The following is a 14,538-nucleotide window of genomic DNA, read 5'->3' on the forward strand; positions in this document are numbered from 1 at the left end:
TTAATCGATCAGTTGGGCGTCTTTGAGCGCGCCGAGGGCGGTGAGCCAACGGGGGTCCTGACGATAATCGGTGCTGGCGAAAGCCTGACCGCGCATCTTCGCGATACGCGCGGACGGCTTGACCTTCATGCGCTGGGCGGCGCTGAGGGCCAGTTCGGCAGCGGCGCGGTCGTTGCACACCAGGCCCATGTCGCAGCCAGCAGTGAGCGCAGCTTCGATGCGACTGGCGGCGTCCCCGACCACATGGGCGCCGGCCATCGACAGATCATCACTGAAGATAACGCCATCGAACTGCAACTCGCCGCGCAGGATCTCCTGTAGCCAGCGCCGGGAAAAGCCGGCGGGCTGTGAGTCAACTTGCGGATAGATGACGTGGGCCGGCATGACGGCGGCCAGGTGTTTGCTGAGTTTGGCAAACGGCACGAGATCGTTGGCGCGGATCTCGTCGAGGCTGCGCTCGTCGTTCGGGATCGCCACGTGGGAGTCGGCTTCGGCCCAACCGTGGCCGGGGAAATGTTTGCCGGTGGCGGCCATGCCGGCGCTGTTCATGCCGCGAATGAATGCGCCTGCGAGCAAGGCAGCACGCTCGGGATCGCCTTCGAAAGAACGGGTTCCGACCACGGCGCTGCGCTGATAGTCCAGATCCAGCACCGGGGCGAAACTCAGGTCGAGCCCGACCGCCAGCACTTCGGTGGCCATGATCCAGCCGCATTGCTCGGCGAGGTATTCGGCGTTCGGGTTGTCGGCGATGGCGCGCATGGCCGGCAGACGGACGAAACCCTGACGCAGGCGCTGCACGCGCCCGCCCTCCTGATCCACCGCCAGCAACAGATCCGGACGAATCGCACGGATAGCCGCGCTGAGTTCACGCACCTGGCGCGGGTGCTCGATGTTACGGGCGAAAATGATCAGGCCGCCCACTTCGGGCTGACGCAACAATTGGCGATCTTCGGCCGTCAGCCAGGTACCGGCGACGTCCACCATCAACGAGCCTTGCAGGCCAGCAGTCATAGAGATTCCTTGAAAACGAAAAACCCGACCTGCCTGTGTTCGCTACCGTGGGCAGCGCCCGGACGGTCAGCAGAACTCATGCAGATCGGGTTCAGTACGAGAGTCGGCATGGCCGGCTAGCTTAGCGGATCCCCGCTGCCGCGCCCACCCGTGCGCGGTCAAACCTTGGCGGCGACCGGCGTGGATTTGCTGCGCGGCCGCAATTGCGCACTGGCCATGGCTGTATCGGTAACGCCGGTTTCGGCGCGCATGCCGGCGGCGAGGAACGGCACCATCAGGCGCATCACTTGCTCAATGGACGTGTTGACGCCGAAATCGGTTTCGGCAATCGCGCGCAAGGCCTTGATCCCGGACATGCTGAACGCGGCGGCGCCAAGCATGAAGTGCACGCGCCAGAACAGCTCGATCGGCGGAATGCGGGGCGCCGCTTCGTTGACCAAGAGCATGTAGCGGCGGAACACCTTGCCGTACATGTCTTCCAGATAACGCCGCAAGTGGCCCTGGCTCTGGCTGAATGCGAGGCCGAGCAAGCGCATGAAAATAGACAGGTCGTTGCCGCTGCGAGGCTGCACGACGAGCGCTTGCTCGACGAGGATTTCCAGCAACTCTTCGAGCGTCGGCTTGTTTTCCGGCTTGGCCTGACGGCGCTCGAGCTCTTTGTCGAGACTGACGCAGAATGGTCCGAGAAAACGCGAAAACACCGCCTGGATCAGCGCCTTCTTAGAGCCGAAGTGATAATTCACCGCAGCCAGATTGACGCCAGCCTTGCTGGTGATCAAACGCAATGAGGTTTCAGCGAATCCTTTCTCCGCGAACAACTGCTCGGCAGCATCAAGAATGCGTTCAACGGTTTCCGACTGGGCCATGGCTACTCCGCCTGACAAACACTTGTTTGAAACATACGTTTCAGCCTGTGCCTTGTCAAGCCTGCCGGTTCGTTTTGGGAATGGTCGGTCAGCTATTTAACCACACAAGACCACAGCATTAATAAGTGCCCTTGGCGACCGCTCGGCGGGCGGCAAAAAAACGACCATTGCCAAGAGCGCTTCACTGTATATAATCCCAGTCACTGTATAAAAAGACAGAGCGATCAATATGCTAAAGCTGACGCCACGCCAAGCCGAGATTCTGGCCTTTATCAAACGTTGCCTAGAAGACAACGGCTATCCGCCCACCCGTGCGGAAATCGCTCAGGAACTGGGTTTCAAATCGCCCAATGCGGCGGAAGAACATCTCAAGGCCCTGGCCCGCAAGGGCGCGATCGAGATGACGCCCGGCGCTTCCCGCGGCATCCGTATTCCCGGATTCGAAGCCAAGGCCGACGACTCCACCCTGCCGATCATTGGCCGAGTGGCTGCCGGCGCGCCGATCCTCGCCCAGCAGCACATCGAAGAATCCTGCAACATCAACCCGACCTTCTTCCATCCTCGCGCCGACTACCTGTTGCGTGTGCACGGCATGAGCATGAAGGACATCGGCATTTTCGACGGTGATCTATTGGCCGTACATACCACCCGTGAAGCACGTAACGGCCAGGTCGTGGTTGCCCGTATCGGCGACGAAGTCACGGTCAAGCGCTTCAAGCGGGAAGGCAGCAAAGTCTGGCTGATCGCCGAAAACCCCGAGTTTGCCCCTATCGAAGTCGACCTGAAAGATCAGGAACTGGTGATTGAAGGCTTGAGTGTCGGCGTCATTCGCCGCTAAAGGAGGCTCCATGCAGTTCCCACACACACCTCAGCAAACACAACTGCCTTTATTCGAAGCGTTTCTGGCCCAGCCTATGGCGCCGATTCTGAAAGACGTGGTCGAGCGTGATTGGAATGCCAAACCCGATGCCTTCAGTGAACTGTCACTGCGTGGTGCTGCCGGGAACTGCCTGAACCTGCTCGCACCGATCCTGCGCGAGCTCAGCGAGGATCAGGATGCTCGCTGGCTGACGCTGATCGCTCCGCCCGCCAGCCTGACGCAAACCTGGCTGCGCGATGCCGGACTGAATCGCGAACGCATTCTGCTGCTGCAACCGCGGGGCACTCAAAGCGCGCAGCAACTGGCGTGCGAAGCGTTGCGCCTGGGCCGCAGCCATACCGTGGTGACCTGGCTCAACCCGTTGAACGCCAACTCGCGGCAACAACTGATCAGCGCCGCGCGTACGGGCGAAGCTCAGAGTCTGAACATTCGTTTGGGGTAATTGCCTTGCGGTGCGCGCTGTGTGAAGCGCAGGGCTTCTCCATGGATAGAGAAGCCGATCTGAAGCGCAAGCGATCGAGAAAAGCTCAAGGCGTGGATCAATGAAGAACCCGCGGCCCCTCTTCCTTATCAAACTCGCCTTCAACCATACGCCCTGCCATCTGCACGCCGACGCTCAGCATCGCTTTGGCAATTTCGACGTGCTGGCCTTGCAGGAACGCCTTGGCATCCTCGGAGAAATCCAGCGTCACCAGGGAACCTTCGTCCTCAGCCCTGCGCAGTTCGATTCGGCCGTCTGGTAACTCGACAATTTCTAGAAAGGACGTTGGCATATAAGTCTGTTCTCCACGAAAGGCAGCGATTATATAGACATCATTCGAGCTTCGCTCGGGATCTTGACCAGCAGCATGTTTCTGATTGCCACTGCATCAAACCCCGTCAGCACTCGTTCAAGCCTTCACGGAATCTAATGGCCAAGCCTTTGAGGCTCTGTCGCCAGCTCTCCAGCTCCTCTCGACTCAGCTCTTCTGGCGCCTCTTCTTCATCCAGGTTGACGGCCTGAATCAGCGGCTGTGTCACGTCGCCTTTCGGCTTGCGTGGCACCCTGGGAGGTTGAAACAGTGCCGCGTGCGCCGCCAGCAGTTTGGCCAGCCAGGTTTCCGGGTTCCCGGCCAGCTCGACCATTTCTGCCAGCTCCGGGATAGCGATCGATTCCAGGACTTCCTGCTTCAGCAACTCCTCCGCCCTCGGCGAATTGGCCTGCGGTAGCCGGTAAAAACCGGCAATCTCATGACACAGACCCAGCAGTGCGCCGTAGAGGTGGAACAGCGCCGACTCACGCCCGGCCTGAATCAGCGCCAGAGAATTCATCGCCCGCCCTTCTTCTGCACGAGCCAGAGCTTCCAGTGACAGGCCGGCGAAATAGATTTTCTGGTTGGTGCGGGTATAGAGTTCGTGGGCCATGACGGCAGCCTCCACAACGAAATAATTGCTTCACACAGGCCGGACAGTGTCGTGGATCAGCCAATGCCACCGCAAGCACAAAACAAAAAGGCCGCATGAAATCCTTAAGGTTTCATGCGGCCTTTTCGCTGTTCAGACTAACGCTTACTCAGCCTTGGCCTTCGCGCTGCGCTTGTCTTCAACTGTCCACTTGCCACCGTCGTAATACGCTTTCCAGCCTGTAGGCTTGCCGTCGACTTCGGTCTGCACGTATTGCTCCTTGGTCTTGCGGCTGTAGCGGATGACCGCCGGCAGACCGTCAGGATCCTTCTGCGGAGCTTCGCACAGGAAGTGGTACTTCGGATCGATCTCGTCCTTGTGCGGCAGAATCTCGATTACCAGCGGAGCACGGGTCTCGCGGTTTTTCGGGAACTGACTGGCGGCCAGGAACAGACCGGATGCGCCGTCGCGCAGGATGTAGGTGTCGTTGACCTTTTCGCATTTCAGCTCAGGCATCTTCACCGGATCCATCTTCGGTGGCGCTGCGTCACCGCTCTTCAGCAGTTTGCGGGTGTTTTTGCACTCCGGGTTGGTGCAACCGAAGAACTTGCCGAAACGACCGGTCTTGAGCTGCATCTCGCTGCCGCACTTGTCGCACTCCAGACTAGGACCTTCATAGCCCTTGATGCGATAGCTGCCCTCTTCGATTTCATAACCGGCGCAATCCGGGTTGTTGCCGCAGATGTGCAACTTGCGCTTTTCGTCCAGCAGGTAGGCGTCCATCGCCGTGCTGCAGATCGGGCAACGATGCTTGCCACGCAGTACCAGCGATTCCGATTCACCCTCGTCGTCCGCTGCAATTTCATCGCCCGGCACCAGGTTGACCGTGGCCTTGCAGCGCTCTTTCGGCGGCAGGCTGTAGCCCGAGCAGCCGAGGAACACGCCAGTCGAGGCAGTACGAATCTGCATCGGGCGGCCGCAGGTGGTGCACGGAATGTCGGTCATGACCGGCTGGTTGGCGCGCATCCCGCTGTCCGGGTTTTCCGCTACTTCGAGTTTCTTCTTGAAGTCGCCGTAGAACTCGTCCAGTACGTTTTTCCAGTCGCGCTCGCCTTGCGCCACGTCATCAAGGTTCTCTTCCATGCCGGCGGTGAAGCCGTAGTCCATGAGATTGGAGAAACTCTCGGAAAGACGCTCGGTGACGATGTCGCCCATCTTCTCCGAATAGAAACGGCGGTTGTGCAGCGTCACGTAACCGCGATCCTGAATGGTCGAAATGATCGCAGCGTAGGTCGAAGGACGACCGATGCCGCGCTTTTCCATTTCCTTGACCAGACTGGCTTCGGAGTAACGCGCCGGTGGCTTGGTGAAATGCTGCGACGGATCGAGCTTGATCAGCTTCATCACATCGCCCTGCGCCATATCCGGCAGCACGTCGTCATCGCCGGGCTTGGCAATTTGCGGCATCACGCGGGTGTAACCGTCGAACTTGAGGATCCGGCCCTTGGCGCGCAGTTCGAAGTCGCCAGCGCCAACGCTGACGGTGGTCGACAGGTACTGCGCCGGCAGCATCTGGCAGGCGAGGAACTGACGCCAGATCAGCTCATACAGACGCTCGGCGTCGCGCTCCATCCCCGCCAGTTTGCTCGGTGTGGTGTTGGCGTCGGAGGGACGAATCGCTTCGTGAGCCTCTTGCGCACCTTCCTTGCTGCTGTAGACGTTTGGCGATTCCGGCAGGTATTTCTTGCCGAACTCGTCTTCGATGTAAGTGCGCGCCATCGCTACGGCGTCGGCCGAGAGATTGGTCGAGTCGGTACGCATGTAAGTGATGTAGCCGGCTTCGTACAGACGCTGGGCCATCATCATGGTTTTCTTCACGCCGAAACCGAGGCGGTTGCTCGCGGCCTGCTGCAAGGTCGAGGTGATGAAAGGCGCCGACGGCTTGCTGCTGGTCGGCTTGTCTTCGCGCTTGACGATGCTGTAGCTGGAGGATTTGAGCTTCTCCAGCGCAGCCATGGCTTGGGCTTCGTTGAGCGGCTTGAAGGCTTCGCCTTTTTCGCGAGCCACTTCAAAACGCACGGTCGAGCCTTTGGCAGTGCCGAGATCGGCATGCACTTCCCAGTATTCTTCCGGGATGAACGCACGAATTTCGCGCTCACGCTCGACCACCAGTTTCACCGCTACCGATTGCACACGACCGGCGGACAGACCACGGGCGATCTTGGCCCACAGCAGCGGCGACACCATGTAGCCGACAACGCGATCGAGGAAGCGACGCGCCTGCTGGGCGTTGACACGATCGATGTCCAGCTCGCCCGGCTCGGAGAAGGCTTCCTGAATCGCCTTCTTGGTGATTTCGTTGAACACCACGCGCTTGTAGCGGCTGTCATCACCACCGATGGCTTCGCGCAGGTGCCAGGCAATGGCTTCCCCCTCGCGATCCAAGTCGGTTGCGAGATAGATGGTGTCAGCATCCTTGGCGAGCCGGCGCAGCTCTTCGATGACCTTCTCTTTACCCGGAAGGATCTCGTACTTGGCTTTCCAGCCGTGCTCGGGATCGACGCCCATACGCGAGACCAGCTGCTTGCGCGCTTTGTCTTTCGGCGAGAGCACCGGACCTTCGCCCGCAGCCGCCTTGCCACGCTTGGCGGCTGGCTCTTTGCTGGCGCTAGCCGAACCGCTGGTGGGCAGGTCTCGGATATGGCCGATACTCGACTTCACCACGTATTGGTTACCCAGATACTTGTTGATGGTCTTGGCCTTAGCCGGGGATTCCACAATGACCAGCGATTTGCCCATGGATCAGAAAATTCCTGAATTCTAGAAGTGAAAGGCGGTTGGCGCCTGACGCGGCACCGCTATATATAGTTGATACAAGGTGAGGTCAAGCGCAGGGTTCTCTGCGCAGTCGCCTCAAACCTTGGGAAAAAGGCTCGGTTCGGCTTGCACCAAAGCAAAGCGCGGCACCTGCTCGCCGTCAACCTCGACCGACTCGACAAACATGCTCAGCGGGCGCACCCAAAAGCCGTAATCGCCATACAGGGCTTGGTAAAAGACCACTTCTTCTTCGGTCTCGGAATGCCGCGCAATACTGAATACACGGTATTGCGGACCTTTGTAATGTTGATAGAGCCCAGGTTGTATCGGCATGCTTCGGCCCTCACTGAAATCTTTTCAAAAATAAATAAAAAACCCAAAAACAAAAACCGGGGCACTGGGCCCCGGCTTCCATCGACGAGACGCTTAAACGCGTTCGAAGACGGTGGAGATACCTTGGCCGAGACCAATGCACATAGTGGCCACCCCGAAGGTACCGCTATTCTGCTTCATCACGTTCAGCAGGGTGCCGGAAATACGCGCACCGGAGCAACCGAACGGGTGACCCAGGGCGATCGCGCCGCCGTGCAGGTTAACCTTCTCGTTCATCTTGTCGAGCACTTTCAGATCTTTCAGCACTGGCAGGGCCTGTGCAGCGAAAGCTTCGTTGAGCTCGAAGAAGTCGATATCGTTGATGCCAAGGCCCGCACGCTTCAGGGCTTTTTGTGTTGCCGGAACTGGACCATAGCCCATGATTGCCGGATCCACACCCGCCCCTGCCATCGAACGGATAACCGCCATTGGCTGGATGCCCAGATCCTGTGCACGCTGCGCCGACATCACGATCATGCACGAAGCACCATCAGTGATCTGCGACGAGGTACCAGCAGTCACGGTACCGCCCTTCGGATTGAATGCCGGTTTGAGCGCCGCCAGACTTTCCAGGGTAGTTTCCGGACGAATGGTTTCGTCGTAGTCGTACAGTTTCAGGAAACCGTTCTCGTCGTAACCCTGCATCGGGATGATTTCATCTTTGAACTTGCCTTCCACAGTTGCCTTGTGGGCCAACTGGTGAGAACGCACGCCAAAAGCATCCTGCTGTTCGCGGGTGATGCCGTGCATCTTGCCGAGCATTTCAGCGGTCAGGCCCATCATGCCCGAGGCTTTCGCCGCGTACAGCGACATATGCGGGTTCGGATCGACACCGTGCATCATGCTCACGTGGCCCATGTGCTCGACGCCGCCGACCACGAACACGTCACCGTTGCCGGTCATGATCGCTTGCGCAGCAGTGTGCAGTGCACTCATCGACGAGCCACACAGACGGCTGACGGTCTGGCCGGCCGAGGTGTGCGGAATCTGGGTCATCAGCGACGCCATGCGCGCGATGTTCCAGCCCTGTTCCAGGGTCTGGTTGACGCAGCCCCAGATCACGTCCTCGACTTCCGCCGGGTCGACCTTGCTGTTACGTTCCAGCAGTTTGCTGATCAGGTGCGCCGACATGTCTTCAGCGCGGGTGTTGCGGTGCATGCCGCCCTTGGAGCGGCCCATCGGAGTACGACCGAAGTCGACAATCACGACGTCTCTAGGATTCAAGCTCATAAGTTCACTCTCACTCTAGTTGGGGGCGCTTAACCGAAGAAGCTCTGGCCGTTTTTGGCCATTTCGCGCAGCTTCGCGGTCGGGTGGTACAGCGCGCCCAAATCAGCGTACTGGTCAGCCAGGGCAACGAACTCGGCAACACCGATCGAATCGATGTAGCGCAGCGCACCGCCACGGAATGGAGGGAAACCGATACCGTAGACCAGACCCATGTCGGCTTCGGCGGCGGTTTCGACGATGCCGTCTTCCAGGCAGCGCACGGTTTCCAAGCACAGCGGGATCATCATCCAGTTGATGATGTCTTCGTCCGTGACTTCGCGCTGCTCGTAAACGATCGGCTTGAGCACTTCCAGCACCGACGGATCGGCGACTTTCTTCTGCTTGCCTTTCTTGTCGGCCTCGTAGGCGTAGAAACCCTTGCCGTTCTTCTGGCCCAGGCGCTTGGCTTCGTACAGCACGTCGATGGCCGAACGACGGTCATCCTTCATGCGATCCGGGAAACCTTCAGCCATGACGTCACGACCGTGGTGACCGGTGTCGATGCCGACCACGTCCATCAGGTATGCCGGGCCCATTGGCCAGCCGAACTTCTCCATGACCTTGTCGATACGGACGAAGTCGACACCGGCGCTGACCAGCTTGGCGAAACCGCCGAAGTACGGAAACAGTACGCGGTTAACGAGGAAGCCCGGGCAGTCGTTGACGACGATCGGGTTCTTGCCCATTTTCTTGGCGTAGGCAACGGTGGTGGCAACAGCCAGTTCACTCGACTTTTCGCCACGGATCACTTCCACCAGCGGCATCATGTGCACCGGGTTGAAGAAGTGCATGCCGACGAAGTTTTCCGGACGCTTGAGGGCCTTGGCCAGCAGGCTGATGGAAATGGTCGAAGTGTTGGAGGCGAGGATGGTGTCCTCTTTGACCTGACCTTCGACTTCAGCCAGTACCGCTTGCTTGACCTTCGGGTTCTCCACCACAGCTTCGACGACCAGATCGACGTGACCGAAGTCGCCGTAGGACAGGGTCGGACGAATGGCGTTGAGCACTTCAGCCATCTTCGCGGCGGTCATGCGACCTTTGTCAACGCGACCAACCAGCAGCTTGGCGGCTTCGGCCAGACCCTGTTCGATACCGTGCTCGTTGATGTCCTTCATCAGGATCGGCGTGCCTTTGGAGGCCGACTGATAGGCGATACCGCCACCCATGATGCCAGCGCCGAGTACGGCGGCCTGCTTCACGTCTTTGGCGATTTCGTCGTAGGCCTTGGCCTTTTTCTTCAGTTCCTGATCGTTCAGGAACAGACCGATCAGGCTCTGCGCAGCAGAAGTCTTGGCCAGTTTGACGAAGCCTGCAGCCTCCACTTCCAGAGCTTTGTCGCGCCCGAAGTTCGCGGCTTTCTGGATGGTCTTGATCGCTTCGACCGGCGCCGGGTAGTTCGGACCCGCTTGACCGGCGACGAAACCTTTGGCGGTTTCGAAAGCCATCATCTGCTCAATGGCGTTCAACTTGAGTTTTTCAAGTTTCGGCTGACGCTTGGCCTTGTAGTCGAACTCACCGGAAATGGCGCGCTTGATCAGCTCGAGGGCAGCTTCCTGCAGCTTCTCGGGAGCAACCACGGCGTCGACGGCGCTGACTTTCAGCGCGTCTTCAGGGCGGTTTTCCTTGCCGGCGGCAATCCATTCGATGGCGTTATCGACGCCGATCAGGCGTGGCAGACGTACGGTACCGCCGAAGCCCGGGTAGATGCCCAGTTTGACTTCCGGCAGGCCGATCTTGGCCTTGGTGGACATGACGCGATAGTCGGCAGCCAGGCACATTTCCAGACCGCCACCGAGGGCGATGCCGTTGATGGCCGCGACGGTTGGCACGTTGAGGTCTTCGAAATCGCTGAAGATCTTGTTGGCTTCGAGATTGCCAGCAACCAGCTCGGCATCCGGCAGCTTGAAGTTGTCGACAAATTCGGTGATGTCGGCGCCGACGATGAACACGTCCTTGCCGCTGCTGACGATCACACCCTTGATCGAAGCATCTGCCTTGATGGTGTCTACGGCCTGACGCAGTTCGTTCAGGGTTAGACGGTTGAACTTGTTGACGGACTCACCCTTGAGGTCGAATTTCAATTCGACGATGCCACTTTCAAGAGCTTTAACCGTGATGGCTTTACCTTCGTAAATCATCAACTGATCTCCACGATATGGAAGCTGAACAGTACACGTCGGACGCAGGCATATGGCTCAGAAGGACGCTTTGTTCGTCGATGCTGATACCTGTCCGCCTGGCACACCCGCCAACGCGATAGTCGGGATTCTGTAGGAGCAGTCTGTAAGACAAACGCTCAATTCATACGCCCGTTTGATTCGGGTACGTCACATTCACGGAATTTCTGACAATTGTCAATCGCCCTAAATTCGGGCTGAAACGCGACTTTGCAGTCATTTCTGCACCATGATGAGCAGCAACACGCGCCCGCATGGTCAGCTATTCATAGAATCAATAGTTAGAAAAGTCGCCCTAATTCCCGCCGTGCCCTGTTCAGAAGGCTACGCTAGGTGGACTTCAGAGAATTTGCCGAGGCGAACCAAGCGTCTGCCGCGAAAAAGTTTACCGGCCTGCCTGGCCAACCCGCCCGACGAATCATGTCGGGCTTTTTAATGCGCGTCTGCCGGACGCATCACACCGTTGCAGTGAGAAAAATCGCCACGTCACGCGAGCGCTTTCAGCGTCGCGTCAATATCCTGCAAAACCGTCGCTTCGCCCTTCTCGCCCCAGTACAAGGCGATCATCTGCCTGTCCGCTTCGATCTTGAAAACATTGCCCGGCAATTTTTCGAAATAATCCAGCAGCGTCCGCTCATCACAGACTTCCTGCCACTGATTGACCCAGACTCCGGGAGCCTTCTGCCAGTAGGTCCAGCACGCCGGCTGACTGCCACGCCGCGGCCGGTGGTACTGGGCGCAGGGATTCGGCGGCTCAGGCAACAGCCAGTGCGGCCACTCCTGCGGCGCCAGCTGCATGGCCAGGCCGATGCGCCGCGCTTCCATGCGCAGGGCCATGCGCCCGCTCTGTGTACGCGATGGGCGCAACCATGCCAGCGGACTTAAAACTACCAGCAGGATTGACACCACCAGCCAGACCGTCATATCTGTACTCCCGATTTTTGATGAGCCCATTGTGTCACTAGCGAACCAATGCGCTTGAAACCAGCCATACTTACCAATATCGAACCCTCAGGAGGAGCACCTCATGCCCTACCACCACATACTGGTCGCTGTAGATCTGACCGAAGAGTGCGACCCTGTGATCCACCGCGCCCGCGAGCTGTCGGTGAGCAACGGTGCCAAGTTGTCGCTGGTGCACATCGTTGAACCGATGGCCATGGCCTTCGGTGGCGACGTGCCGATGGACCTGTCACAACTGCAACAACAGCAGTTCGATCAGGCCAAGGAGCGCCTGGAAAAACTGAAATCAAAATATCCCGAACTCGAAGGCGCCAATTGCCACCTGACCTACGGCCAGCCACGCCAGGAAATCCACCACTTCGCCAAAGACCAGGCGTGCGATCTGATTGTGGTTGGCAGCCACGGCCGTCATGGTTTGGCGCTATTGCTCGGCTCGACTGCGAATGACGTGCTGCACGGTGCGCCTTGCGATGTACTGGCGGTGCACCTGGTCAAACGCTGACTTGTCTTGCTCATTGTGGGAGCGAGCCTGCTCGCGAATACGTCGGCGCATTCAAAATGAGTGCTGCCTGACACACCGCTTTCGCGAGCAGGCTCGCTCCCACAGGTAATTTGATTCATCCTTTATCGCATTACATATGAAAAGCCCGGCGCTCATTACTAAGCGCCGGGCTTTTTCATATCAGGATCAATCAGGCATCCAGCTCGGCCCAACGCTCCACCAACGCATCCAGCTCAGCCTGCAGTTGCTCCAGCGAAGCTATCACCTTGGCCGTTTCCGCCGACGGACGCTGATAGAAACCGGCTTCAGCCATTTCCGCCTCAACCGCCGCAATCTGCTGTTCCTTGGCGTCGATGTCGCCCGGTAAGGCTTCCAGCTCACGCTGGAGCTTGTAGCTCAGCTTCTTCTTGGCAGCCGGTGCAGCAGCGGCTGGCGCAGCAACCACAGCAGGTTCCGCGGTAACCACTGCCGAGTTGAGATCCGCCTTGCCCGACTTGCTTTCAGTCACGCCCAGCAGGCGCGGCGAACCGCCTTGACGGATCCAGTCCTGGTAGCCGCCGACATATTCGCGAACCTTGCCTTCACCTTCGAAAACCAGAGTGCTGGTCACCACGTTGTCGAGGAATGCCCGGTCGTGGCTGACCATCAGCACGGTACCGTTGAAGGTCAGCAGCACTTCTTCGAGCAGTTCAAGGGTTTCCACATCGAGGTCGTTGGTTGGTTCGTCGAGTACCAGCAGGTTGGCCGGTTTGCTGAACAGCTTCGCCAGCAACAGACGCGCTCGCTCACCACCCGACAACGCCTTGACCGGCGTGCGCGCACGCTGCGGGCTGAACAGGAAGTCGCCGAGGTAACTCAGCACGTGGCGGCTCTGCCCGTCAATGTCGATGAAGTCGCGACCTTCGGCGACGTTGTCGATCACGGTTTTTTCCAGATCCAGCTGATGGCGCAACTGGTCGAAGTAGGCCACGTCGATGCGCGTGCCCTCTTCGACTTTGCCGCTGGTGGGTTGCAGACCGCTGAGCATCAGCTTCAGCAGTGTGGTCTTGCCGGTACCGTTGGCGCCGAGCAGACCGATACGGTCGCCGCGCTGCAGGACCATGGAGAAATCCTTGATCAGGAACGGCCCGCCCGGATGCGCGAAGCTCACGTTCTCGAGCACCATCACCTGCTTGCCGGACTTGTCGGCGGTTTCCAGCTGGATGTTGGCTTTACCGGTACGCTCGCGACGCTCACTGCGCTCGACGCGCAGGGCTTTAAGCGCACGCACGCGGCCTTCGTTACGGGTACGCCGGGCCTTGATGCCCTGACGGATCCACACTTCTTCCTGAGCCAGACGCTTGTCGAACAGCGCGTTGGCGGTTTCTTCAGCGGCCAGCGCCGCCTCTTTGTGCACGAGGAAACTGGCGTAGTCGCCGTTCCAGTCGATCAGGCCGCCGCGATCCAGTTCGAGAATGCGCGTGGCGAGGTTTTGCAGGAAGGAACGGTCGTGCGTGATGAACAGCACGGCGCCCTGGAAATCCTTCAGTGCCTCTTCGAGCCAGGCGATCGCGCCGATGTCCAGGTGGTTGGTCGGTTCGTCGAGCAGCAGCAGGTCCGGCTCGGACACCAAGGCCTGCGCAAGCAGCACCCGACGACGCCAGCCGCCGGACAACTCGGCGAGGGTCTTGTCGGCCGGCAGTTGCAGGCGACTCAGGGTGCTGTCGACCAGGGTCTGCAAGCGCCAGCCGTCACGGGCTTCGAGGTCGTGCTGGACGTGCATCAGCTTGTCCAGATCGGCGTCGGTGACGATGTTCTGACTCAGGTGATGATATTCGGCGAGCAACGCGCCGACGCCGTCGAGGCCTTCAGCCACCACATCGAATACCGTCCGGTCGTCGGCCACCGGCAATTCTTGCGGCAATTCGCCGATTTTCAGACCGGGGGCACGCCAAACCGAGCCGTCATCGGGCTTCTGATCGCCCTTGACCAGTTTCATCATGCTGGATTTGCCAGTGCCGTTGCGGCCGATGATGCACACCCGCTCTCCACGGGCGATCTGCCAGGATACCTTGTCCAACAACGGCATAGCGCCGAACGCAAGGGACACATCGCTGAATTTGAGCAGGGTCATGAGCTTCTCCAAAAACCGGGGGCGCATTCTACCCGACTTGGGGCTTCAGCAGGCCGGCAATTTGTCGGTCGAAGCACTCTGCACAACATTTGTTGCGAACTTGTGCAGCGAGGCTCGCAAAGCTTTCGCCGCTTGCTGGCAAAAGGCTAAGCTACAGGCAATTCAGTGCGGATTTCGGTCAGCAC

At 59.1% G+C, this 14,538-nt stretch carries 13 protein-coding genes; 3 read left to right on the top strand and 10 right to left on the bottom strand.

All coding sequences use genetic code 11. The features are described 5' to 3' along the window. A complete protein-coding gene (gene nagZ / locus AEQ63_RS25970) occupies positions 1 to 1,011 on the bottom strand; it encodes a beta-N-acetylhexosaminidase (protein WP_064365361.1) in 1,011 nt (336 codons plus the stop codon). Between the two features lie 158 nt (positions 1,012 to 1,169). After that, the gene (locus AEQ63_RS25975; RefSeq protein ID WP_042609037.1) at positions 1,170 to 1,877 is read right to left on the bottom strand and encodes a TetR/AcrR family transcriptional regulator; all 708 of its coding nucleotides are present in this window, start codon (positions 1,875 to 1,877) and stop codon (positions 1,170 to 1,172) included. Between the two features lie 229 nt (positions 1,878 to 2,106). Between AEQ63_RS25975 and lexA the strand changes: the two genes are divergently transcribed. Both lexA and sulA read left to right on the top strand, forming a co-directional pair. Beyond that, positions 2,107 to 2,715: a transcriptional repressor LexA gene (gene lexA, locus AEQ63_RS25980; protein WP_016775490.1), complete on the top strand. Its 609-nt coding sequence runs from the start codon at positions 2,107 to 2,109 to the stop codon at positions 2,713 to 2,715. A 10-nt stretch (positions 2,716 to 2,725) separates the two neighbouring features. Beyond that, the gene (gene sulA, locus AEQ63_RS25985) at positions 2,726 to 3,199 is read left to right on the top strand and encodes an SOS-induced cell division inhibitor SulA (protein WP_064365362.1); all 474 of its coding nucleotides are present in this window, start codon (positions 2,726 to 2,728) and stop codon (positions 3,197 to 3,199) included. A gap of 97 nt (positions 3,200 to 3,296) precedes the next feature. Here the strand turns inward: sulA and AEQ63_RS25990 are convergent, their stop codons facing one another. From AEQ63_RS25990 to AEQ63_RS26020, 7 genes are all read right to left on the bottom strand, one after another. After that, positions 3,297 to 3,530 (bottom strand): hypothetical protein, encoded by a 234-nt coding sequence (locus AEQ63_RS25990; protein ID WP_003226592.1) that lies wholly within the window; start codon positions 3,528 to 3,530, stop codon positions 3,297 to 3,299. 106 nt (positions 3,531 to 3,636) lie between these two features. Then, positions 3,637 to 4,161, bottom strand: a complete 525-nt coding sequence (locus AEQ63_RS25995; protein ID WP_064365363.1) for a DUF6586 family protein — start codon at positions 4,159 to 4,161, stop codon at positions 3,637 to 3,639. 144 nt (positions 4,162 to 4,305) lie between these two features. Then, the gene (gene topA / locus AEQ63_RS26000; RefSeq protein ID WP_042609034.1) at positions 4,306 to 6,939 is read right to left on the bottom strand and encodes a type I DNA topoisomerase; all 2,634 of its coding nucleotides are present in this window, start codon (positions 6,937 to 6,939) and stop codon (positions 4,306 to 4,308) included. Positions 6,940 to 7,053: 114 nt separating this feature from the next. After that, positions 7,054 to 7,290, bottom strand: coding sequence for a DUF1653 domain-containing protein (locus tag AEQ63_RS26005; RefSeq protein ID WP_042609033.1), 237 nt, complete (start codon positions 7,288 to 7,290; stop codon positions 7,054 to 7,056). A gap of 93 nt (positions 7,291 to 7,383) precedes the next feature. After that, the gene (fadA, locus tag AEQ63_RS26010; protein WP_064365364.1) at positions 7,384 to 8,559 is read right to left on the bottom strand and encodes an acetyl-CoA C-acyltransferase FadA; all 1,176 of its coding nucleotides are present in this window, start codon (positions 8,557 to 8,559) and stop codon (positions 7,384 to 7,386) included. 29 nt (positions 8,560 to 8,588) lie between these two features. Then, the gene (gene fadB, locus AEQ63_RS26015; protein ID WP_064365365.1) at positions 8,589 to 10,736 is read right to left on the bottom strand and encodes a fatty acid oxidation complex subunit alpha FadB; all 2,148 of its coding nucleotides are present in this window, start codon (positions 10,734 to 10,736) and stop codon (positions 8,589 to 8,591) included. A 525-nt stretch (positions 10,737 to 11,261) separates the two neighbouring features. Next, positions 11,262 to 11,699 carry a hypothetical protein gene (locus AEQ63_RS26020; protein ID WP_064365366.1) on the bottom strand — a complete coding sequence of 146 codons (438 nt, stop codon included), beginning with the start codon at positions 11,697 to 11,699 and terminating at the stop codon, positions 11,262 to 11,264. Positions 11,700 to 11,802: 103 nt separating this feature from the next. Between AEQ63_RS26020 and AEQ63_RS26025 the strand changes: the two genes are divergently transcribed. Beyond that, complete coding sequence (locus AEQ63_RS26025; RefSeq protein ID WP_042609030.1) at positions 11,803 to 12,240, top strand: universal stress protein; 438 nt, start codon at positions 11,803 to 11,805, stop codon at positions 12,238 to 12,240. A 190-nt stretch (positions 12,241 to 12,430) separates the two neighbouring features. On the opposite strand, the gene AEQ63_RS26030 is transcribed toward AEQ63_RS26025, so the two are convergent. Beyond that, on the bottom strand, positions 12,431 to 14,353 hold the full coding sequence (locus AEQ63_RS26030; RefSeq protein ID WP_064365367.1) for an ATP-binding cassette domain-containing protein: 1,923 nt from the start codon (positions 14,351 to 14,353) through the stop codon (positions 12,431 to 12,433). Positions 14,354 to 14,538 lie beyond the last annotated feature (185 nt).

This window comes from Pseudomonas sp. RIT-PI-o (genome assembly GCF_001297215.1).
In the GTDB taxonomy this organism is placed as follows: Bacteria; Pseudomonadota; Gammaproteobacteria; order Pseudomonadales; family Pseudomonadaceae; genus Aquipseudomonas; species Aquipseudomonas moraviensis_A.

Excerpts from the sequence above, each read along its gene's own strand:
- nagZ (WP_064365361.1), bottom strand. The coding sequence starts at position 1,011 with ATGACTGCTGGCCTGCAAGGCTCGTTGATGGTGGACGTCGCCGGTACC.
- AEQ63_RS25975 (WP_042609037.1), bottom strand. The coding sequence starts at position 1,877 with ATGGCCCAGTCGGAAACCGTTGAACGCATTCTTGATGCTGCCGAGCAG.
- lexA (WP_016775490.1), top strand. The coding sequence starts at position 2,107 with ATGCTAAAGCTGACGCCACGCCAAGCCGAGATTCTGGCCTTTATCAAA.
- sulA (WP_064365362.1), top strand. The coding sequence starts at position 2,726 with ATGCAGTTCCCACACACACCTCAGCAAACACAACTGCCTTTATTCGAA.
- AEQ63_RS25990 (WP_003226592.1), bottom strand. The coding sequence starts at position 3,530 with ATGCCAACGTCCTTTCTAGAAATTGTCGAGTTACCAGACGGCCGAATC.
- AEQ63_RS25995 (WP_064365363.1), bottom strand. The coding sequence starts at position 4,161 with ATGGCCCACGAACTCTATACCCGCACCAACCAGAAAATCTATTTCGCC.
- topA (WP_042609034.1), bottom strand. The coding sequence starts at position 6,939 with ATGGGCAAATCGCTGGTCATTGTGGAATCCCCGGCTAAGGCCAAGACC.
- AEQ63_RS26005 (WP_042609033.1), bottom strand. The coding sequence starts at position 7,290 with ATGCCGATACAACCTGGGCTCTATCAACATTACAAAGGTCCGCAATAC.
- fadA (WP_064365364.1), bottom strand. The coding sequence starts at position 8,559 with ATGAGCTTGAATCCTAGAGACGTCGTGATTGTCGACTTCGGTCGTACT.
- fadB (WP_064365365.1), bottom strand. The coding sequence starts at position 10,736 with ATGATTTACGAAGGTAAAGCCATCACGGTTAAAGCTCTTGAAAGTGGC.
- AEQ63_RS26020 (WP_064365366.1), bottom strand. The coding sequence starts at position 11,699 with ATGACGGTCTGGCTGGTGGTGTCAATCCTGCTGGTAGTTTTAAGTCCG.
- AEQ63_RS26025 (WP_042609030.1), top strand. The coding sequence starts at position 11,803 with ATGCCCTACCACCACATACTGGTCGCTGTAGATCTGACCGAAGAGTGC.
- AEQ63_RS26030 (WP_064365367.1), bottom strand. The coding sequence starts at position 14,353 with ATGACCCTGCTCAAATTCAGCGATGTGTCCCTTGCGTTCGGCGCTATG.